Genomic DNA, 20,973 nt, shown 5'->3' with positions numbered 1-20,973 from the left:
AAATTAATAGCCGGCCCAGAAAAAGTTTAGATTATCAGACGCCGAAAGAAGCCTTTTCACTTGAAAATATGAGTGGTGCACTTGGAACTTGAATTTGGGGAGGTTTATTTGTGATTTGAAACTAGCAGGGATGTAGTTGTGGTATAAATAGGATTGGGTGTCATGTTAATGTTCGCAATGAAGTCTGATGGCTCTATACAAATATCAAGTGGGACTTATGATTTTACGCTCAATTTGAGATCGCAGTATCGTACTTGGATACAATACGGAGTTGGAAACACTTTAACTTATGGTGGGTTTTATTTGGCTTCAATTGCGGGGACAAGATCTGGATTAGATTTTACAATTCATTATTCAGGCTCACCAAAGTATATAGTAACTAAATAGGGAAAGAATGAGATATACAATTATCATTTTAATAGCGTTTTTTTTGTCAGGCTGTGGTCCGGGCGTAAAAGATGGTACCGTTGAAATTGCAGCAGAATATTATTTTGCATTTGCGGGTGGAGAACAAAACTTTATTATCTACGAGGGGGAGGAGAGAAGCAAAGGCGTTATAATTTTAGCTTCTTTATCTCAATTTTTATTAGTGGACAATGTAATATATGCTTCAAGGAAACCTCTTATATCCCAGGTTATAAACGACGTTCTGAAAGTGGTCGGAAAAGGAGAGTGTGAATATTATTTTATAAACACTTTAGACCACACAGTAGATGGGCCCTTAAATGTTAACCAGGTAGCAAAAAGTAAGAATTGGGAAAAAGTCAATGTTGAACTTGATATACAGAAGCCGGTGATTATGAGTTCAGAATGTAATTTGAAGAGCGCTAGATTATTAAGTAAATAGACACACAAAAAAGTTGAGGTGACATCCATTCAGAGAAAAATAGATGACACCCATTCCAATTTGCTGATTGAAAACAGCTATAACTTACTTAATGGCTTGAAGGTAAGCCAAACCGACTTAGACAGTGGTACGTGGACCTATGACTACAATGCATTTGGGGATTTGATAAAACAAACAGATGCTAATGGTAATGTACAAGCTTTTGGCTACGATGGTTTTGGCCGCAAAACATCTCATAATGTTAACGGCGCACGTGTTGCGACTTGGGTGTATGACACAGATAAAAAGCATCGTTTAGCGTACGAATATACTAGTGACTGGTCAAAAGGTTACATTTACGATGAGTTTGGTCGCAAAAAAAGAAAAGAAAGAAATGTGCCTGTCCTATTTTTTCTTAACTTTTAACCATAACTAACTAAGAGTTATTGGGTTACTCATGTCTAAAATCCTTCGAAAGCTCAAATTTAAGCAACGCCAGAAGCAAATAAAAGCTAATCCAACATGTTTGTGTGATTTGTTTCTGTTTTGAAGTTTGCGGAATGTTACTCATCGTCTATTGATACAGAAATAGAAGGCCGACTCCATTAGCGAGTCGGCCCAATGCTTATTTAACGTAGTACAGTAAAGAGTTTTGTTCCGCACCACTGTATACGCCGTTGTTATATGGCCAGAGGTCAAACTTAACATTATGCTGATAGAGCGAAGCGCCATTGCGCGTGTAACCATCACCGCGGCTTGTTGGCTTTGTACTTAAACTGATAAATGAGTAATCAAGACCGGATAGGCTACATCCAGTTCCTTCATGTTGCCAAAGTACAGCCGTATCATAGGGGACTTTGGGCTGGCTTAAATCGGCATTTTGTTGCAAGGAAACACAGTTAGCGTTGGTTAATTTAGCTTTACTGATTTGTGAAACCTGATTGTACTCATCTACAAACATCATACCTGAAGTCATCTGCTTTTGAATATTCTGCCATTGTGCTGCTGGTAATACGCCGCTAGTCGCTTCCGTTACCGGTGAAGTCACAACCAGTTCATTTAGCCCATCCGAGTGGTTTGCTACCAGTGTCCAGCCCCCCCCATTAAGTGTCATTTCACAATGGGCATAGAATGCAGGCTCACCGCCATTTCCATCTGGGTCTATCTGATAAATCCCGGTGGTTGCATTTGGTGTTTGCTGTTTTATTGAAGCGCATGTGGTGCCTTCAATCGGTGTTGGGTCTTCAGGTTCTATGACGGTATCATGTGTTACAAAGCCGCCATAATACTCTAATTCGCCTATGACACGCATGGAGCTCGCACTATTATGTGTAGAGTGAATTTTTAGTCTGATATTCTTCCCGATAGCAGGCTCTGTTAAAGTAATAAGTTGGTTAAGGCCCATTGGGATTGTGAACGTCTCGTGGTCTCTAAAGTGCACATTGTCTTGCGAAACTTGCAGGGTAACTTCTTTTGGTCCCATAGTTTTAGCTCCTTCATAAAGCATAACTCTAAAAGAAGTGATATACGCATTACGCTCAAACGCGACTTGTAGCCAGTGTTCTTGCTCGATTGTAGAGACCCATATCCCACGCCTGATGCGTTTTTGAGCGTCAATGTTTACTTGTTGACCGTTGTTAAAGCCATCAAATGCGCCTGAAGGGCTATCTTTTGAATAAGAGTTACTAGCGGTGTAAGAGGCCTCAGTTAGCCCATTGCTGCCTAGCAATGCAATGTTGCCATATTGCCCAGTTGCTTCTCCAGGGTCAATGGCAAATTGACTACCAGTATCTAGACGAAGGGCCATCGTATCTTTGCCATAGTGAGTAATATCCTGAGCAAACAGCTTATTCTTAACAGTTAGGATATTTATAATTTCAAGTAGATGGTCGGTTTCGGTGTCACGTGATTGCTCCTCTTGTACGAGCAGCTTTCCATTGACGGTTTGAAACCCTTCTTGGTTAATGGCTTGGTGCGTCAACTCATAAGCTTCATTATTGTGTGTGATCCCTGCATTGGTAGGACTATAAACGGCAAGGTAGCCAATCGACTCTTCAGCATGATTGTTTCCCGCCTCTTGCTCATCGAGTGCAACACCGAAGGTTAGCGCTGATGCGCTTGAAACACGTAATGAATAGGCATCGGGGTCATTTTGTGTTTGACCACTGAGTAAAATATGCGGTGTATGGGCAAAGCTTTCGTTAAAAAATTGATGAGTGGAACCGCCAGTCATGGTGAATTCACCAATTTCCCAAAAACTCCCATCTTGAAGCTGGTGGCGTCCTTTTTCCGCAACTAAAAAGGCAACACGCTCTTCACCATGTAGGCCATCTAAATACGGCCACTCTTTAAATTGAACATCAAAGCTTGAATCGGTCACGTTTGAAATTGATACAACACCCGCTTGCGGATCATTCAGAGTAGGTATGGAAGCAAATACAACCGGATCGTTAAATCCATTGACCGGTATAGTAATTTTTTGGTCTGTTATTTTGACGTCTTCGATGAGGGTGAATGGTTGAGCACTAGCGGCTGAGGCAAAAGCCAAAGAGCAAATACCAAGAAGTTTAAACATAGTCATCCTTATTTTTTGTCTTAAGATATTTTCTATTTTCCAGTGCGAATAGTATCGAATAAAGAAGTTTTTTTGAATAGGAAATAATAACTTAACAGGTTGTTTTATATGAATAAATATATTCATATAAAAAGTAATAAAGATGACGCCCAATTCAACTGGGGAATAGTGTAATAAGCCGTCTATGCTTTACTGAACATTAAAGTATGGATGGCTTTTTTTATAGCAAATAGAGGCAAATTGACTTGAACGAAACCAAGTACTGTCACTGCATTTTAATCAAACCATAACTAATTAAAAGTTATGCGGTTAGCCCTATCTGAAATCCTTCTATAAACGCAAGTTTGGGCAAGTTTCTTTCGCAAAAAAGTAAATATGGGGTTGTTGAATCGTTTTTTTTGTCTTGGAATCAAGCTTGGGTCGAATTATGGTATAAATGGGTATCATCACAAAATTTTAAAAGTTCTAATTCCGATGTCTCCTTTTTTCAATTGGACTTATCAAAAGTGAATAAAATGGATCTGAGGCTGAAGAAATAGGAAAGTGTTATGAAGAAAAAAGCTATTTATGCTATTGGGGTGGCAATCTCGTTTTTGCTTTTAACTTGGTTAAATCAGGGGAAAAGCTGTTTAGATAAAATAGAGGAAGGCCTACCGATACTTTGCAACGATGTTAGTGGTGATTTGCATGTTGTTATAGAGCACAATGGCAAGCAATCAAATGTGCCTTTACCGGTTACTTACCAACTTTATTGGAAGATCAGTCGGGAGAGTGAAACAAGCTATATACTTGAAAGCCGAGATTCTGGTGATTACAGAATAAAGTTAAACAACTTAGGTCAATGGTTTGTGCACCCAGTAGGGGTGGTAATGTCGGCAGATGGTTTGTTGCAAGTAGGAACTAGAGTAATAGATAAAAAGGAAGATGTGTTTACCCTTGAGGTTTATTCTTTGCTGTCTAAGGAACTATTTCTGACAAAGGTACTATTTAATGTTACTGTGGAAGGAGAGGGCTTAACACACGATGCTACATATAAATGGATAGACAACAATACTATTAATGTTACTTTTGATAGGTGCAGTTTTATAATTAAATTATTGGAAGAGAGCTTAATATCCCCTCGCGACAAGGAGGGGTGCGGGAATTATAATTTCTTTTTAGAACTTAAAGTATAAATGACATAAATGGAGTGTCCATATATGTCATCGTAAAATTGCTTTTCTTCTTAGGTCGAGATAAAAAGAATGTCTTCTTAATCTTTAAGGTAAATACCTGTTATATTGCCGAATGGGTTTGTTTTGCTATTTACACATTTGTCAAACCTAACCTTAACCTTTTTCTTTGCTGTCTGTGCAGCGAGTAAAATTGAGAAAATTGCATCATATTTAGTGTGAGATGGACTCAAATAGTAAACTGAGGTAGAACATCCAATCGCTGGTAAATTTACAAATGTGTCACCTTTGCTATTAAAAATATGTAAGTTTGTAGGCACAGAATAACTTGTTGTACCTGGAGTATTCATGTCAGCATAACTAAAGCCAGAAACTAAAATAAGTGACAAAAGTAATTTCTTCATATTATTCCTTAATAATAAAATATATGGGTTAGAGGGTGTCTCTGATTCTGAAGTGTCTATGCCAGAATAACTAAAAAATAAAGCTAAAAAAGTGACAAAAGTAATTTTTATATTATTACCTAATTATAACCACATGTAGCGACCAACCTATTTTTTCAAGTGGCACAGAACAGAGCTGTTTTAATAACGCAAGGTGCTTTTAGTTGAATATAATCCAACTACTGAAGTGTGAAGTGACACAATGAAAAAATAGAAGTTACACGGCAGAGTTTAAACAAGTCGCTGTGGCATTGGTAATTGAGAAAGGTTACACCGTATCAAAGGCAGCAGCGTCTTTAGATATCAGAGATAAATTACTTTATAACTGGAAATCTAAATTTGAAGCTCTGCAATCTGGTGCTAGTTTAAGTACCAAAATGCAAATCGAAGACACCTAATTCAATTTGGAAATGATTTAAGAAGCCGTCCATGCTTTAATGACTGTTAAAGCATGGACGGCTTTCTTTATTGAAAATACAAGGAAAAGGCAAGTTAACTTGGTCGATAGCAAGTACTGTCACTGCATCTTACTCAAACCGTAACTAATTAAAAGTTATGCGGTTAGCCTAGCCTGAAATCTTCCGATATGTGCAGCTTTGAACAAATTTATTTCGTAATACAGCAAATATTGTAAAGTTGAATCGTTTGTTTTCGTTTTAAAAATAACCCTAGTCAATTTGTGGTATAAATGGGGGACTTCTAAAAGTTGGTATAAATCAACATTGTGATACCTAGCCTAAAACAGGCAGATATATTTTTTGGAGGTTAAGTTACAGCTTGAGCGACAACGTCAAATTGCCGTTCAGGTTTTCGTAAGATAAATCTAATAATGAAAATGGAGATAAATTTTGTTTAAAAAATCTTTAATTGCTGGGCTCGTTGCTCTTTCCTCAATCCCTTTAGCAGTAAAGGCAGAGAGTTTCCCACAAAGGTTTATGGTTTTTTCTTTCGCTGGGCAAACAACTCAAGAGAATGATCTAAAAGTTGGCTATCTATATTTCAAATCAGGTCAAAAAGCACTAATACAATATTACAAATTTTCCCCCAAATATAAGCAACCGCTTTCTGAAAGTCACCCGAATTATGGTAAATCTGAATCATGGCCTCTTAGGAATTATACTCACCCAAACTACGACCATGAGAATAATAAAATAATGGAAGTTAATGGAGAGATATGCACTGATCCAGGCAGATTTAGAGTTCCTAATTACTCAAGCACTCTGAAAGCACCAATAGAGATTGATTACACCTATAGTGATGGAGTACTCAGTTTCAAAGTTGACGGAGTTACGATGACTTGGGAACGTCAGAATTCTGGTGCAAATACAGAAAGGTGGGAGGCAACCACTGGCTACAAAAAATTAAAAGGTTTTGCCTATGGATCAGATCTCGTTTATATGCCTAAGTTATCCATGTCAGAAGAACGAGATACCGACAATAACATAATTCAGAAAAATACTTTTGATTATGCTTACACAGGTCATTGGTGGTTAAATGATGCTAAAGGTTATGGCAATCAGAAGTTACTGGAAAATCAATGGATAGATAGCCCTGAAAATCCACTATTATCCAATATATCACTCGAGAAATACTCAAATACCTTCTTTAATGAGCGGTTTAAAGTTGACAGAAGGGTTATTCCATCTCAACAAAATGTCCATGGTATAACAATTTCAGCCTTGTCAGACAGAACAACACATGCTCAAACAACGTTTGCGATAAATTCAGCATCCATTCCCGCTATTATTTATCAGCATTCAGGGTTTATCTATGAAGGTCCAAATAAGTCTTGTTACCAAACAACAGAAAATTCTGGCCATTTGAGAATGCTCATGGGCGCTTGGGATGCTTCGACTAATGAAATTAAAGCGATGGTTGGGGCTGAGTTTTCATGGGAGGTGGATGGGTTTCCAATCTGGGGAGTAGGTTATCAGGTTGGTTCCTCTTATAACAACTAGACCCCACTTCAAATTCCCACCCGAATGGGTGGGAATTTATTGCTTAATGTACTAGTTAGCGCTTGTCAGGAAGTGATTAATCGCATGCTAAGTTAGAAGATTGTCCTTTATAAAATGACGTGACAAGTCCAAGTAGGCCTTGATAACTGTATGCTTGTTTTTCTGTCTGAGTATGTTTGGCGTCAAAATAAAACATTAATGGCACAGATGCATGACTTGTTTGATCAGACAGGTGACTAAAAGCCTCCAAATAGGCGTTATATTTGTACATATTTTCTTTTTCATAGTATTTTTTGCTTGGGTCTAAGTATTCAGGCTTCTCAACGATTTGACAGATATATCGGTCAGCTTCCATAACCAATCCAACTCGGGAGCCACTGATTTCATGCTGGTAAATCGTTTGGGTACTTACCCAATTCTTGACGCTATTCAATATTAAATCCCATTGCGGTTTATGTTTTTGCAACCAATTATCTCCGGTAACTGATTCGTTATTTTCCCAACCACGTTTGAATACATTCGGTTGCAAAAATACGTAATCGAAAATCGGAGCTTTAAACTGCTTAAAAATAGAGTGGGCTTTCTCCCAATCTTGATGTGGAGTGCTACCCTGTGTCAAAAGCTCCAATGCATTGCTGTGTGTCCGTTTACTGCCACCAAACTCTCCATTCTTATATATCGCGCCACGATGCGGAGCCCAAACAAAGCTCAGGCCTTGCAGCTCAGGATCGGTATCTAATACACGTCTCAAGTGACTTAAATAATTCAGACCCGGGTTACTTCTATCGTCACAAACAAAGTAGTTTTCATCATACATATATATGCCATCAACGTATTGTTTGTGATTGTTATTTTGGCCGAGGTAATGCTGTTTCAACCAGTTAACCCAATCAGTAACCTGCTGTTGTGTGGGGTAAAACCCAGATGAACCGATAACCGGAGGTGTTGAGACCCATATTTTCATTTTATCTTTGTAGTCAGAGGATTTTATCAGTTCAATGATTTTATTGAGATCTGCTTGAAATGAACTGAAATTCGCGGATAGGGCAGGAAATTGCGTTTCATCAGGTTTAGGTTTACAAATTACTCGGTGAGCATCATAGTTTACCGTTGACGTGTGAAAAGTATTGAAAGAGTAGTATTTATCATTGTCATACTTATTTTTGTCATGGGAGCTTGGTGTAACAATAAGTCTATTGACACCCGCAGCTCCCAATCTGTTGATAATATGACGGTTATCTTGATTATTTGACCAATCTATCAAAGGCCCGACAATATCTTGATTGTTTGTAACTGTATTACTGTTTCCTACGTACAATAAGGTCGACTTAATCTTATTTGTTGTATTAATTGAAAGTGTTTTTGAGTTATTTGCGCTGCATCCACTGTCGTTACAGGCTTTTATTTTAAAAGACAGTGTATTTGCAGCGGTATCACTCAACGTTGAATCGAAGTGTATGGTAGGTGCAGAGACTGTGGCAAAATGCTCAATGCAGGTATCGTCAATACACCTCGCTATGACGTATATTTTCGCATTGGAAGCCCCATGCCATTTGAGCGTAAATGGATGATGGAGAGTAATACCTGACGTCATTGTAGCGTCAAATTGTGGCTTAGTAGGCAAAGGCGGTGGTGGAGCAGTGACATTGACATAAGCTCGATTGCCGTATCCTGTGCAACCGGCAAGATTACAGGCTTTAACCTGATAGCTTCTGGTGCCAGTGTATTGGTGACGAATATTACGATATATAGTGTTGTTTATATTGCGTGTCTCGTTGCAACTAGCTCCTTTACATTCGAGTAAGGTATAACTCGTTGCACCTGACACACTGTCCCATGAAATGTCATAAGGCTGATTTACGTGAACACTTGCAGGCCCTCGGGTATTACTTTCCCTTGTTGGCGGCCCGTAAATATTTATACTCGAACTTGCCCCATAGCTCGCACACCCAGCGTCATTACAGGCTTTGACCATATAGGTCCGAGAGCCGGTATATTGATGGCTGATACTAAACTGCGTCTGTGTTATATATCTTGTTTCATTGCAGTTATTGCCTTTACATTCGCGTAGCGTATAGCTAGTTGCATTGTTCACTGTAGGCCATGATACAGTGTAGCGATGATTAATTGGGGAGCTCGAAGGAACCGAGACAGAAACGCGTTGCCAGGGAGGTCCGTATACGTTGACGCGATGGGTATTACCATATGCGCCACATCCAGATGCATCACATGCCTTTACGGAGTACTCGCGAGTGCCAGTATATGCATGACGCAAAGTAATAGATGTACTTGATAAATTTTTTGTTGTATTACAACTACTCCCCTTACACTCTTTCAATGTATAAGTTAGGCTATTGCTAACTGACGACCAATTAATTGTATAAGTCTTATTTATGGCTGCGTCAGTCGGGCCGTTGATGCGCGGGCTTGCAGTGGGTGCAGCGCTCGCTGAAAACACCGACAATAAGATGAGCATCAAACCAAATGGTTTAAAGTACATAAACTAATTTCCTTGTATAATTTTAGTTGTTATTTGAAGTGCTAATATTTGAGCTTTGTCGAAATTTCTGGAATAGCTTTAGCAATTTTTAATGGGTGGTCACTAAGTAGAATCTATTTTTATAAATAGATCCTACTTAAATTACTGATGACTCATGCTATTGCTAATAGTAGTGTCGGGTGCATGCGGGAGCTTCGAAAACTTGATTATCAGACCAAGTAATTGACAAACCATTTTCGTTAACACCATCATAAAAATCATTGATGCAATTTGATAGTGCCGGAGTAAAGTTTAGCCATGAAGCCGTTCCTGCATAGAAAGTGAAGTTTTTATTACCTACAAATTGTTGAAAAGTTTTTACGTAATTGGCGTAATAACGCTGAGTTTTTTCCAATGTCTTACCTGGATCAAACTTGGGTAAACTACTGTATACTCGACTATCAAAAGTGTTTTCTAACTCCATTACAACTCCAATCTCAACTCGAGGATTGCGCACACCATTCACACTTTGTGAAGCTACCCAACTTTTAATAGTAGACAAAGCTGTCTTGTCAGGTTCACAAAACTGCTCATCTAGTTTAATGGCTGAATTACACGTTGTCGCTTTGGAATTGTGAATGATATTTGACCTAAAAATCACATTTGGTTGTATATCGATTCTGTCAAATGCGTTAGTGCTTAACCAGCTGCTGATGATACGAGCTTGTGAGCTACCATTTTCTAAGTTGTAATATGGTGCCCACATCAATTTTTTTTGATTGTAAGTAGTGTCAACATAACGGGCTAATGCTTTGACGTAATTGGTCATTTTGCTATTCACATGGGCTGCCTTTAACCCTTCATCATACAAATAAATTCCACTTACATTGTTTTCCCAAAAACTGGTGCCCAGCTTATTCTCTATTGCTAATTTTAGATCTACTAAAAAGGCGTTTACATCAGAGGTCTTGGATGGATAATAATGCAGCTTGTCAATTAAACAGACTTGGCAATTTTTCTGTATGATTGGAGGTGTAGATATCCATACTTTTGTGTTTGGGTTGTTATTATTGATAGTGACTAATGTATTTTCAATATCTAATATATATTGACCATAACTATAGTAAGCGCCTTGATTAAATCGATATGAGGCATAGCTAATATTTTTCTCGCTATATGTTGGAGAGATTATAAACTCCGTTACATTACTTAAACGATTTAAATGAGAAGATGTCAACATTGGCACTTTGTTTCCTGATCCGTCCATGTGACCTACATACCAGATCATTGAGTTTTCTTTCGCCGAAGAGTTTGATGAAATCACCAGCAACAAACAAAGTTGCAACAGTATTTTTTTCATATTCTTTATTTCCTTATTTATCATATACAATTTAAAATTAAGCAAAGCCAAAAGAGCGACTTTGCTTTAATTCGTTTCAATCTAAAAAGAAAATGCCTTAGCTAAAGCTAATTACATCACTTTGTACGCTTTGGCGATTTCTATTTTTGACTGTGCTAGGTAAATTACCTTAGTACGACGATGGTGAACAAAATGCATTTAGCTCATAGTTATGAATTAAAGCCGCTATAGTCGATGTCATCATAAAAAACTTGCAATGCTTATCGTCGACAAACAAGTTATCTACCTTGTCATATACTTAATCCGACTGGCCTAGCACTATGTCAGTATAATGCGGTGTGAAAATACGTAGACTTTTGTCAGAACTCGATTGAGTCTTAATAACAGAGGCTATAAAAAAGGCCACTTGCCCAGCGCTACCATCAGTATCGAATAACACAGGCGCGGCACTACTCGCTGAGCTGAATAAAACAGGTGATGTCAAAAGTGTGGTTAAGTTCATAAATTTGTCTCCGTTTTAGATAACTCCTATTTATGAGCATACACAGATTTAATCTTTTGTGCATCTTTACTTAACAATTTGGCCTGCTTTAGTATTTAATAACCAAAAATAGAAGACAACTATTTCAATCTGGGAATGTCTTAAGAGACCATCTCGGAGGCTTCCTACCGCAAATGCTTTAATGAATGTTAAAGGAAGTGGACAGTTACGTATGCCTACTCCCCATAAGTGAAAATTCGAGAAAACCTCCAGCATAAAGAGTTATATATGAGACTGCTGATCTGTGTGTTTGTATTATCGAAAATCATTCGAGTCAAATTGACAAACCTAGTTGGTGTGGGCTTCATTTTGAGACTATTATTTTGAACCAACTCAACAACAATACTTTAAAGGAATGAAAAATGATTTGTAGGCTTCTTGCTATTACACTAGCCCTTTTTTTTATATCAGGCTGTACAAATGTGCCTGATGAGGCTCAATATAGCGGGGAAAACCCCAAAGATAACTTATATATTATTGAGTTTAATGACAAAGGGGGTGTACATAAACAGTGTTTTGGTGGGTCAAAACCATGTAGATATCTTGAAACATTCCATAAAGGTATCGAATCAAGTCAAATACGAGAAAATGTCATTGTTTTTGCGCACGGTTGGCATCACAATGCGGAGCCTAACGACAAAAATCTTGATACATTTCGCACGTTTATTAACCGGTTAAATGCACGAACTCCTCAGTACACAGGTATTTATTTAGCGTGGCGTGGAGATAGCTCTGATGTTATTTTCACAGATAAGACCGACTTCGAGGCATTGGACTTTTACACCCTCTGGAATAGAAATTCGGTTGCCGCTCATATTGGCAAAAATGGAGCCAACAAATTTTTTGATATGCTAACCAGCTACCAAAAAGAAGGAAAAATTCGTAATATTATAGGTATCGGGCATAGTATGGGGGGAAGGCTAGTATATTTTGCAAATAAAGAACGCATTAAAGAGCCAAATAATAATACCTTCTTTTTATTAATAAACCCTGCATTAACTGACGAAGACATGAAAGAAGTGCTCATGTATGACGTTAAAAAAATCAATAACTTTCCTAGAACAATTGTCGTGCAATCCGAGTCTGATATTCCAATTACATTTGGTTATGATTTAATTCACCCGGGCGATGAATCTGTCGGAGATTCTTGGGCAATCACGCATGATTTAAATGCATGCCAAAACAACAACGACAAATGCCCATCTTGCTTGAAAGCGAAATCAAATGGTGAAAACCCCGAGAGCTTCGACCATACACAGTGTGGATTCAGTCGAAACGAAAAAAAGCAATTTTATCCAGAAAGGTGTTTGATAACAATAAATAACCATAAATGGGCTATTGCAGGTAGACCAAAGAATGGACCCAAACTACCTAATTGCAGTGACAATTTTGACCAAGGCGTATGGGTTTTATCTGCGGATGATGTATTTAACAAACATAACGGCTTTTTAGGTAATGATGAGTTGCCTAGCTATACAGGGCAACAATTCGAAGCATTTTTTGAACTGCTATCAAAGATAACTGAGAATAAATCAGCTCCAGCAATAGAGTAGTATGTACAAGGAAAGTGCCATTAAAATATTGAGCAAAGCATAAGCTGGGCAATCTCAAGCTGTATGCGGTAAAAAGGAAACAATAACACTCAGGTTAATTTGTTTCCTCTTAACATCCCATATATATGGGAGTTAGAACGTTATTTAGTCAGTTAGATGAATACAAAATGTAATAATTGTGGCGGTGAACTGGGCAGGCTTGCCGCTTTTGCTGCCATTTCATTCCCATATCAATTTCGTAATTTTGATTCACTCAACTAACGCCGTTTTCAGATCAGCAAAATCGGCCGAATCCGCTTGGGTTACAGGTTTGTTGTGGTGCACCCGGAGGGCCTATGTGGCTATGGCATGTCCAGGTTCCACCTCCAGCAACTGCCGGCGTATTGTTGCCTTGTAACACGTGTTTTTCAGACAGCGATTTGAGCTTTTTACTGCTTATTTTTAGTTTCATTATTTTTATCCTTAATTTAATCCGATGTACTGTCAGTACCTGATAACCATAAACTGATAGAGGTTACATTGTCAAATATTGAATACAATATACAATTATTGTATTGTGTTTGGCGTTACGTCAATCTTTAACTTTGTTTGGTAAGTAAAAATACATCGAGGAAAATACCTACTTCCATTTTTCGAAATTAATACCTTCAGTTAGGTGCATTGACACTAATTTTGAGGGGCTACCTTATCACCCACACAAATTTGGGCTAAGAATATGTTTTGCTTTGTTGTATAGAGAGTTATTGGAGTAACTTCTATACCTTTTTATCTTTATCTATTGATTTAATAGGATTTATTTTTAATTTTAGGATGGTTGAAACGTCAATTTTAATAATAAGTAAAAACATTGGACTTATTGTTTTTTGTTGTTATGATTAAGTTTTACTCAATGTGTGGGTGTTTTTTGTTCAGTAAGGGCGACTAATTTGAGTCCAATAAATTAAATAAAGGAATAGCCATGGAAAGAGCCGTTTTATCAAAAGTAATGCTAACTAGCCTTGTTGTCTTATTTTCAGCCAATGTTTTTGCCGGGACTTCTACCTGGATAGGGTATGCTAAAGATTCTGCTGATGCAGCAAACCGAGCGCGAACAGCTAATCCAAATTCTTGGTGGGTGCATAGTTGTAAAAACGTGAGTGAAGCAGCTCCTTGGCTTTATACTTGCACTGTGGTCAGTCGTAATTACAACTAGACCTAGTTACAACTAGACCTGTTTGTGAGCTGTGCTGTATCAACAAAAATTGTAATATGATACGCAGTCTTGCTCAGGCCCCAGCAAGTAATACCGATATATTTAACGAAGGTACATGTAAATACTCATGTTATGTCAAGGTAAGTAGCTACATCGGGGCAGTTTTTACTGCCTCAAAGTTAAATCCTCAAGTCATGTTCCGATGACTAATCACGTGCGGTAACACTTTGCTCGGACATATATCAGGGTATAACTGTAATTCAGTTCCCTAATCAACGTTTTGCCTAAACAGACAAGATTGAAAATACCCTGTTGGTTTTGTACCGTAGTTTTTTGATGGGTTTTTGGCCCTTTATCATGATCGAGCTTTTCAATTAGCAAACGGAATAATGTGATACTTGTTGTTTTACGTATTGGTGGGTAATGGCTGGTAATACTAAGAAGTTAGGTTGAGAATAACGCCTAACTTCTTATAGGTTGCTCAATTTTAATCGTCTCTTCTTTGCTCTTACTAAAAATATAGAAGCTTAAACACGATTTCCTGTGAGCATACAGGCACTTTAAATTTCGTTAATTTAGAAATCTAAAGTCATCGAATGACATTACTAACTCTTCGTCAGAAGTGTCTATACCGTGGCCATAAATACCAGCTTTGAAGTTGTGTTTGCCGTTTGCTGCGCGAGTAGGCAAATGATGAAATAATTGGCCATCTTTAGAGAAGTGTGTCCAAGTACCACCTTCAGGCTTTATTGCCGCCGAAAACTCACCGTTTTGCTCACTCCAAAGTACATGTGAATACGCAACGTACCAACGCCCGACTTCAATAGGAATAATGGTATCAGCAGACCAAGAGGCGATACTGTTTCCTTTGTTGTCGCAGATTCCTGAGTAATGGGTTTTATTACTTGGCTTAGCGCAATGCACTTTGTGCTGTAGTGATATTGCAGGTCGTTCATTTGCTTGTGGATATCTAGCAATAACAAAGCTCATCATAGGTGCAACAGGGTAAGCGGCGTTTGATGGCGGACCATACTGCATAAGAGTTGAATAGCAAATTGACGGCGAGTTCGGTGCTTTTACTCGGCATCCTTTGTTCCAAATTTTGTCTACTTTAAAGCGAAATGTAATTTGGGTGCGTTGCCCGTCAATATTAAGGTAATCTGGGTGAGTATCATATCTATCTGGGGAATAGAACAATTCCGCTCTATGGCAATTAATACCGTAACTTTTGCACTTTGATTCTTCAGCGTGATGACTATAGATCTTTGCGTACCAGTTATTGGTATTTGCATCATACTCTCGTGTTACAAGACCACCATAGTTGTATATTGTGTTTGGATTGTATCCTGTTTCATAATCTTGTACTTTCCAAGGACTATGTTGCACGCTTGGTGATCTTACCTTGTCAAAAGGTGAGTCAAAGCCACCATTTTTAAATGGGATATCTGACGCGTAGCTGGTAAAAGCCAATGTTGAGCCAGCCGTTATTATAAAAATCATTTTAAGCATTGTTTTAAAATTCCTGTTTGTAATTGGTTATCCATTAATCAGTCGGATGTTATCGTAACATTCGGAGGAAGTGAGTCAATGTGAGGTATATGTAAACTTTGTTTGTTATTAGCCAACCAACTTTCATTGATGGGCGCTAAACAAAGACTTCTCATCAAAAAAAACTTAAAATCTTTTTGGTAAAGTGGCGGAGTTAATGCTTTCTTAATCTAATGGTATGGAAAACGCAATTCATTTGTGTATTACATAGATAAACCAAAGAATGAATTAGCCTAGTTTGATTTAGGAATAAGTAATGAAGTTTATAATTTTATTGATTTTAATAGTGACAACATCTATCAATGCACAGGAAAAAGATCTTGCGGAAGAATATTATAAAATCGCAGATCAGTATTATAAGAAGAAAGGAAGTAAAGACTTCTCGCCAAAAAAAGCTTACAACCTGTTCCTCAAAGGGGCTGAGTTAGGACATATTCCTTCCAAAAATATGGCATATGTTGTATTCAATGTTTATCCAAAAACGTTGTTACCACATATGGAAGAAGCCGTTCATCACCTTGTCGATGCGGCGAAAGCAAATAACGAAATTGCTCAGTTCAATGTAGGTATGATTTTGACTCAGGGCAGTTATATGGAGAAAAATGTCAATTTGGCCAATAAATGGCTTTATAGTTCAGCTTTGCTCGGCTACAAGATTGCACATGTTTACCACGGAATAAATTTGGTCAATCAGTATATGCCACAAAAAGATGAGTTAAAGCTATCTAAAGAAGGCTATGACGTTGTTGTAGGGGAGTTAAGGCACGCAATAGAATTAAAAAATGTGGAAGGCATTGTACAGCTGGCTCGCTTTGAGTTTGTAGAAACGGGCAACCTTGAAGAGGTAAGAAGGCTTACGCGGTTAGCTGTTGATATCGGGGGAGAGGACGCACTTGCTCTCTTAAAAAACACTGAGTTTTGGGACGTTATCAACGAAGACAATTAAGGTGTGTTGACTTGGACCAGTAAACCTAAATTGTGATTACACAAAGCAAATTAGCGGGTTATAAGCTGAGCCAATCGCACTTGACTCAGCACGAATACAGCTTGTTACTTATAAAGCTCTAGTTCGCCTAAACTAAGATAATTGCCTAGGTCATTTGATACATCGAGGCGATAAAACTGGTAATGTGCCTTTGACTCGAGGCAATATTCCGACATGGCTGGGAAATCTGGCTTATCTCCAGAGCCAATAGGTGCCCAAACCTGCTTATCGTTACTGCCATAGAGCTTCCAGCTAGTAGTGACCCAAGTTGTGGCAGAATTATAACCTTGCGCCAATGCTATTTTAGATACAGCTTCTGCCTGTGGCAATGTAACGTAAATAGACTCTTGCTTTTCTTTGGAGAACCAAACATGGCTGTAGCTATAAACTACAACACCATCATTGAGGTTACTTATATTACCATGGCTGGTAGTTGCAACTTCAAAAGAACTGATATTGACCTTTTCATCAGCTAACTGGCAGGCACGGTTGGGAACAGTTCCATCACCTATGGTTAGTTCAAAGTCACCACTTTGTTCAGTAGCATCGACCCAATGCCCATACCAACCATTGAAGTCTAGTGACGGAGTACCATAATAGGTAGCTTTTATGCCGGCCTCATTGATCACATCAAAAGTAATATATTTGGTACTGTCTGCAGCGTTAATTTGAGGCTGAGTATGGTGAACCTGGTTTCCTGAAATAATACTGCCATGGCTGTCTGTAGCGATAAAGTGCGAGCCACGGAATTCAGGTGTAAATGCTGTCAATCTGTCCTGAGTCAGGACACTATCCCTGATACTGTCTTGCTTTAAGAGCAACTCACTATTTTGTGCAGATGCAAAGCAAGTCACGAGCACCAGTGTACTCAAAAAAAGCTTTGTTTTTTTATTTTTCAACATATTAACTCCATAAAATTATCCTTGTTACAGGCTTAATTATATGAGCAAACTCAGCCTGAGAAAAAGGCTTTTAAGTTGCTTTTACTTTAAATTTTTATTTTTTTATAAAGTGCATTGCGAATAAATCATAATTTAATCGATTGCTTTAAGGATGTTTTAGGAGCAAATATTATGGTTAAATAGCATCCCTTGTGGTGCTCTCAATTTCGCGTAGTTTGAGAGTGGCTAAACTAAAAAAGTACTTTTTGTATGGCTCATTTACTTGATTAAAATTTTTAGCTTGGAAAGGGAATAAGTAAAACCTAGTCTATCGGTGGGATATCTAATTTTCACAAAAAAGTGGAGCTTAAATCATATGTTCTACGTTGGGAGTCAAAGTTATACTTTGATGTTGATGTCACTTAACCCAAGTAGTAGCAATGTTGAACAAGTTATGACTTCTAAATTCCAATAAAGATTAGAATATAGAAGTCATAACTTGATAGGTGTTAATTCAACCTTAATGGTTAATCATTAAGGTAAACACCTACTATATTACCAAATGGGTTGCTTGTGCTATTTACACATTTATCAAATTTTGCTCTGACCTTTTTTCCTGTGGTTTGTGCAGTAAGTAGCACTGAAAATATTGCATCATATTTCTTATGTGATGGGCTTAAATAATATACAGAGGTAGAGCACCCAGTTGCTGGTAATTGTACATATGTATCACCGTTGCTGTTTACAATATGAAGGTTTACTGGCACAGCAGACGTGGTTGTACCTGGAGTGCTCATACCCGCGTAGCTAAAGCCTGACGCTAGTAATAGCGGTAAAAGTAACTTTTTCATTTTATTCCTTACTTATAAGTTTGTCCTGATTATAGGGATATTTCTGTAGTAGTCATGTAAAATAAATAAAAATATGCGGATATTCGTATTACTACTTTTTTAACCATGTAACGGCAACTTAAATACAAGTATCGAAGGCTTAAAATGACAAACTCTAGAGCTTTTTATTGACCTATTGCCTTTTACGAGCTTGAACTTTACAAATTTCATAAAAACGCTCTTGAAAGTATAAGGCGAGCAACCAAACCGTGCGTTTTACTAATTCATCTCACTGTCATTTCCAAATAACGATTTTGCAATACATTTCACGTAAATTCTGGACTAGACCAGTTTGGGTCTTTATTAGAAAGGAAATTTACAATGACGACAAAAGACACATGCGGTAAGGGCGTGATAGGCGCCAAGAAAACCGTAGCAAATTTATGTTTAGGGTTATTTGGAGCCATGCTCAGTGGACAGGTGTTGGCGAGTTCTCACTCATTACTAATAGCCATTGATGGACTCAGGGGTGATGGTATAGAAAACACGAGTACACCAAACCTAGATAAGTTAATTTCTGGTACTTGGGCTGAAGGCTATCAAGGGGCTTTCGCTTTTTATGCGCAAACCATGAAAGACGCGGCGCCAAATAGTGGTCCTAACCACGTTGGGATCATGACTGGCGTGACGGCCAAAAAAAGTGGTGTTACTGGCAATTCCGACGTCCATACTGGCAGATATTCACAATATCCACATTATCAAAGCCTGTTAGAACGCCACAATACGAGTCTGAATACTGCTTATTTGGTTACGTGGTCTACAGACATGCAAATAGCAAACGAAGCGGATCTAAAAATTGACTCTAATGATGCTGGTAACATCAATAATGCATTGAAAATAATTAACGGCACGTATGAATCGAACAATTGGTCAAAAGGCACTCGACCAGATTCCATTTTTCTATTTTTGGACGATGTAGATGGTGCAGGGCACGCGTGTTGTTTTACAGCATCAGATACAGGTTATGTGGACGAGATTGCAGATGTTGATCGTCAAATAGGGATTTTGTTGGATGCTATAAAAGCTCGTCCAAATTTTGCAGAAGAAGATTGGCAGATTGTTATGACTTCAGATCACGGTGGCCGAGGATCTTCCCACGGTATTCATGCGGCAGACAATTACACAATCCCATTTTTAGTGGCATCAAAAACCGCAAAGCAAGGCTATCTGAGCGGAATACCGAAAAACTATGATGCCGCTCCAACTGTGCTTGCGCATCATGGTCTGTCAGTGCCAAGCAATATGGATGGCGTGGTTAGGGGTCACAGTGTGCAAGCACAAGCACCTGAGAACATTGAGACTGACTTAATCACATATTTACCGTTTGATGGTAACTATGAGGATAAATCAGGGAATCATGTTCACGCAAAAGTAGGCGGCGGCAACCCAGAAATTAATTCTGGTGGCAAGTTCGGCCAGTTTGTAGCCATTAATGGCTCGCAAGAATACTTGTCTTTAGGCAACCCCGCTGAAATGGATTTTGCATCTGCTCGCGATTTTACCTTGATGACCTGGTATCGGGTTAGTGGAGATCAGCAAGGTGATCCTGTGATCGTAGGTAATAAAAATTGGAATAGTGGCAGTAACCGGGGCACATTGCTACTTGCCAACGAAGGGAATGGTGATGATGTTGGGATAAATATTGCTTCCACGTCAGCTGATAGGAAAGATATTGATCCCATTGACTATACCTTTAATGGCTGGTGGTTATTGGTAGCCACGTTTGACCGTGATGGCAGTGCAACCTTGTACGCAGGGAGCCCTACTGGGCAATTAAATATCATTTCAGGCAGCATTGAAGATGTCGGTGACATTAGCTCTTCTCTTGATTGGAATATCGGGCAAGATGGTACAGGTTCATACAAATATAATTTGAAAGCTGATTTGGATGACTTTGCAGTTTGGGGCCGTGCGCTGACGCTGGATGAGGTGCGTGCTTTGTATAATGGAGGCAGTGGTACAGAAATCAACAAAATCTTGAACAATGAGCCGACGCGTTACTTAAATTCGAACTCTGAAGTAATAGAAGGTCAAAATTATCAAGTCATTATCACAGCGGTTGCAAACGGACAAACTTGTGGCCTAGAGTGGGATGCAACATTAAAAAGCCGCGAGCGCAACGCGAAGTGGGATTGCGCTGGGCGAGCTGATCCGTTGACATTGCAAGTAAATAAAGTCACAACATCAGGGACGGTGAAGAAAGTGTCAGGCTATTTAGTTGCTCAAGGTGGTAAAGGCGCACTAGAGTGGGATGCAGATAGCGTATCGAATGAGCGAAATGCAAAGTTTGACGAAGGAACACGAGGAGACTATCTCACAGTGACACTACAGCCCAATGAAAATGGCACCAAGATTTCAGCCATTGCGTACGGTCGCGAGTGCGGTCTTGAGTGGGATGCAACGCTGTCTGGTGGTGAGCGAAATGCTAAATGGGATTGCCACCCACGTGGTGATGCGGTGAGAATTCAATTGATTGATTAACATTACAACCGATTGGCATCATACAGTTTTATTGCTTTTTGTTGAATTAAAAAGCCCCGTGAATACACATTGGGGCTTTTGATTTATGG

General features: G+C 38.6%; 17 protein-coding genes and 1 pseudogene. 9 read left to right on the top strand and 9 right to left on the bottom strand.

From position 1 onward, the window contains the following. Positions 1 to 394 precede the first annotated feature (394 nt). Positions 395 to 847 (top strand): hypothetical protein, encoded by a 453-nt coding sequence (locus MHN81_RS19490; RefSeq protein WP_023397479.1) that lies wholly within the window; start codon positions 395 to 397, stop codon positions 845 to 847. Positions 848 to 865: 18 nt separating this feature from the next. After that, complete coding sequence (locus tag MHN81_RS19485) at positions 866 to 1,252, top strand: RHS repeat domain-containing protein (RefSeq protein WP_023397480.1); 387 nt, start codon at positions 866 to 868, stop codon at positions 1,250 to 1,252. A gap of 199 nt (positions 1,253 to 1,451) precedes the next feature. Here MHN81_RS19485 and MHN81_RS19480 read toward each other — a convergent pair whose 3' ends face one another. Continuing rightward, on the bottom strand, positions 1,452 to 3,401 hold the full coding sequence (locus tag MHN81_RS19480; RefSeq protein WP_239426476.1) for a fibrinogen-like YCDxxxxGGGW domain-containing protein: 1,950 nt from the start codon (positions 3,399 to 3,401) through the stop codon (positions 1,452 to 1,454). A 548-nt stretch (positions 3,402 to 3,949) separates the two neighbouring features. On the opposite strand from MHN81_RS19480, the gene MHN81_RS19475 reads away from it, so the two are divergent. Further along, complete coding sequence (locus tag MHN81_RS19475) at positions 3,950 to 4,576, top strand: hypothetical protein (protein WP_239426475.1); 627 nt, start codon at positions 3,950 to 3,952, stop codon at positions 4,574 to 4,576. Positions 4,577 to 4,653: 77 nt separating this feature from the next. Here the strand turns inward: MHN81_RS19475 and MHN81_RS19470 are convergent, their stop codons facing one another. Further along, complete coding sequence (locus tag MHN81_RS19470) at positions 4,654 to 4,977, bottom strand: hypothetical protein (protein ID WP_239426474.1); 324 nt, start codon at positions 4,975 to 4,977, stop codon at positions 4,654 to 4,656. Positions 4,978 to 5,234: 257 nt separating this feature from the next. On the opposite strand from MHN81_RS19470, the pseudogene MHN81_RS19465 reads away from it, so the two are divergent. Both MHN81_RS19465 and MHN81_RS19460 read left to right on the top strand, forming a co-directional pair. Then, positions 5,235 to 5,414 (top strand): annotated as a pseudogene (locus MHN81_RS19465) (transposase); the annotation flags it as partial. Between the two features lie 450 nt (positions 5,415 to 5,864). Continuing rightward, positions 5,865 to 6,974, top strand: a complete 1,110-nt coding sequence (locus MHN81_RS19460) for a hypothetical protein (protein WP_023397489.1) — start codon at positions 5,865 to 5,867, stop codon at positions 6,972 to 6,974. 76 nt (positions 6,975 to 7,050) lie between these two features. On the opposite strand, the gene MHN81_RS19455 is transcribed toward MHN81_RS19460, so the two are convergent. The 3 genes from MHN81_RS19455 to MHN81_RS19445 form a co-directional block, all read right to left on the bottom strand. Then, positions 7,051 to 9,474 (bottom strand): hypothetical protein, encoded by a 2,424-nt coding sequence (locus MHN81_RS19455; RefSeq protein ID WP_239426473.1) that lies wholly within the window; start codon positions 9,472 to 9,474, stop codon positions 7,051 to 7,053. Positions 9,475 to 9,637: 163 nt separating this feature from the next. Further along, a complete protein-coding gene (locus MHN81_RS19450; RefSeq protein ID WP_239426472.1) occupies positions 9,638 to 10,813 on the bottom strand; it encodes a hypothetical protein in 1,176 nt (391 codons plus the stop codon). 298 nt (positions 10,814 to 11,111) lie between these two features. After that, positions 11,112 to 11,315 carry a hypothetical protein gene (locus tag MHN81_RS19445; RefSeq protein WP_023397492.1) on the bottom strand — a complete coding sequence of 68 codons (204 nt, stop codon included), beginning with the start codon at positions 11,313 to 11,315 and terminating at the stop codon, positions 11,112 to 11,114. A gap of 401 nt (positions 11,316 to 11,716) precedes the next feature. On the opposite strand from MHN81_RS19445, the gene MHN81_RS19440 reads away from it, so the two are divergent. Further along, positions 11,717 to 12,907 (top strand): hypothetical protein, encoded by a 1,191-nt coding sequence (locus MHN81_RS19440; RefSeq protein WP_239426471.1) that lies wholly within the window; start codon positions 11,717 to 11,719, stop codon positions 12,905 to 12,907. A gap of 274 nt (positions 12,908 to 13,181) precedes the next feature. Here MHN81_RS19440 and MHN81_RS19435 read toward each other — a convergent pair whose 3' ends face one another. Beyond that, a complete protein-coding gene (locus MHN81_RS19435; RefSeq protein ID WP_023397494.1) occupies positions 13,182 to 13,358 on the bottom strand; it encodes a hypothetical protein in 177 nt (58 codons plus the stop codon). Positions 13,359 to 13,865: 507 nt separating this feature from the next. Here MHN81_RS19435 and MHN81_RS19430 point away from each other — a divergent pair. After that, positions 13,866 to 14,099, top strand: coding sequence for a hypothetical protein (locus MHN81_RS19430; protein ID WP_239426470.1), 234 nt, complete (start codon positions 13,866 to 13,868; stop codon positions 14,097 to 14,099). 570 nt (positions 14,100 to 14,669) lie between these two features. Here MHN81_RS19430 and MHN81_RS19425 read toward each other — a convergent pair. Beyond that, on the bottom strand, positions 14,670 to 15,608 hold the full coding sequence (locus MHN81_RS19425; protein ID WP_239426469.1) for a hypothetical protein: 939 nt from the start codon (positions 15,606 to 15,608) through the stop codon (positions 14,670 to 14,672). Positions 15,609 to 15,903: 295 nt separating this feature from the next. Here MHN81_RS19425 and MHN81_RS19420 point away from each other — a divergent pair, with 295 nt between their 5' ends. Next, positions 15,904 to 16,593, top strand: coding sequence for a hypothetical protein (locus tag MHN81_RS19420; RefSeq protein WP_239426468.1), 690 nt, complete (start codon positions 15,904 to 15,906; stop codon positions 16,591 to 16,593). Positions 16,594 to 16,697: 104 nt separating this feature from the next. Here MHN81_RS19420 and MHN81_RS19415 read toward each other — a convergent pair whose 3' ends face one another. Next, positions 16,698 to 17,534, bottom strand: a complete 837-nt coding sequence (locus MHN81_RS19415) for a hypothetical protein (RefSeq protein WP_239426467.1) — start codon at positions 17,532 to 17,534, stop codon at positions 16,698 to 16,700. 506 nt (positions 17,535 to 18,040) lie between these two features. Next, positions 18,041 to 18,364: a hypothetical protein gene (locus MHN81_RS19410; RefSeq protein WP_239426466.1), complete on the bottom strand. Its 324-nt coding sequence runs from the start codon at positions 18,362 to 18,364 to the stop codon at positions 18,041 to 18,043. Between the two features lie 360 nt (positions 18,365 to 18,724). On the opposite strand from MHN81_RS19410, the gene MHN81_RS19405 reads away from it, so the two are divergent. Continuing rightward, positions 18,725 to 20,884, top strand: coding sequence for an alkaline phosphatase family protein (locus MHN81_RS19405; RefSeq protein WP_239426465.1), 2,160 nt, complete (start codon positions 18,725 to 18,727; stop codon positions 20,882 to 20,884). Positions 20,885 to 20,973: the final 89 nt, after the last annotated feature.

Source organism: Pseudoalteromonas sp. Of7M-16 (assembly GCF_022347805.1).
GTDB classification, from domain to species: Bacteria; Pseudomonadota; Gammaproteobacteria; order Enterobacterales; family Alteromonadaceae; genus Pseudoalteromonas; species Pseudoalteromonas luteoviolacea_F.
This window is presented reverse-complemented; position numbering and strand designations above follow the sequence as displayed.

Bases quoted from the DNA above. Each gene is read 5' to 3' on its own strand.
- MHN81_RS19430 (WP_239426470.1), top strand. From the start codon at position 13,866: ATGGAAAGAGCCGTTTTATCAAAAGTAATGCTAACTAGCCTTGTTGTC.
- MHN81_RS19470 (WP_239426474.1), bottom strand. From the start codon at position 4,977: ATGAAGAAATTACTTTTGTCACTTATTTTAGTTTCTGGCTTTAGTTAT.
- MHN81_RS19455 (WP_239426473.1), bottom strand. From the start codon at position 9,474: ATGTACTTTAAACCATTTGGTTTGATGCTCATCTTATTGTCGGTGTTT.
- MHN81_RS19490 (WP_023397479.1), top strand. From the start codon at position 395: ATGAGATATACAATTATCATTTTAATAGCGTTTTTTTTGTCAGGCTGT.
- MHN81_RS19410 (WP_239426466.1), bottom strand. From the start codon at position 18,364: ATGAAAAAGTTACTTTTACCGCTATTACTAGCGTCAGGCTTTAGCTAC.
- MHN81_RS19445 (WP_023397492.1), bottom strand. From the start codon at position 11,315: ATGAACTTAACCACACTTTTGACATCACCTGTTTTATTCAGCTCAGCG.
- MHN81_RS19475 (WP_239426475.1), top strand. From the start codon at position 3,950: ATGAAGAAAAAAGCTATTTATGCTATTGGGGTGGCAATCTCGTTTTTG.
- MHN81_RS19480 (WP_239426476.1), bottom strand. From the start codon at position 3,401: ATGTTTAAACTTCTTGGTATTTGCTCTTTGGCTTTTGCCTCAGCCGCT.
- MHN81_RS19415 (WP_239426467.1), bottom strand. From the start codon at position 17,534: ATGTTGAAAAATAAAAAAACAAAGCTTTTTTTGAGTACACTGGTGCTC.
- MHN81_RS19405 (WP_239426465.1), top strand. From the start codon at position 18,725: ATGACGACAAAAGACACATGCGGTAAGGGCGTGATAGGCGCCAAGAAA.
- MHN81_RS19425 (WP_239426469.1), bottom strand. From the start codon at position 15,608: ATGCTTAAAATGATTTTTATAATAACGGCTGGCTCAACATTGGCTTTT.
- MHN81_RS19440 (WP_239426471.1), top strand. From the start codon at position 11,717: ATGATTTGTAGGCTTCTTGCTATTACACTAGCCCTTTTTTTTATATCA.
- MHN81_RS19450 (WP_239426472.1), bottom strand. From the start codon at position 10,813: ATGAAAAAAATACTGTTGCAACTTTGTTTGTTGCTGGTGATTTCATCA.
- MHN81_RS19435 (WP_023397494.1), bottom strand. From the start codon at position 13,358: ATGAAACTAAAAATAAGCAGTAAAAAGCTCAAATCGCTGTCTGAAAAA.
- MHN81_RS19420 (WP_239426468.1), top strand. From the start codon at position 15,904: ATGAAGTTTATAATTTTATTGATTTTAATAGTGACAACATCTATCAAT.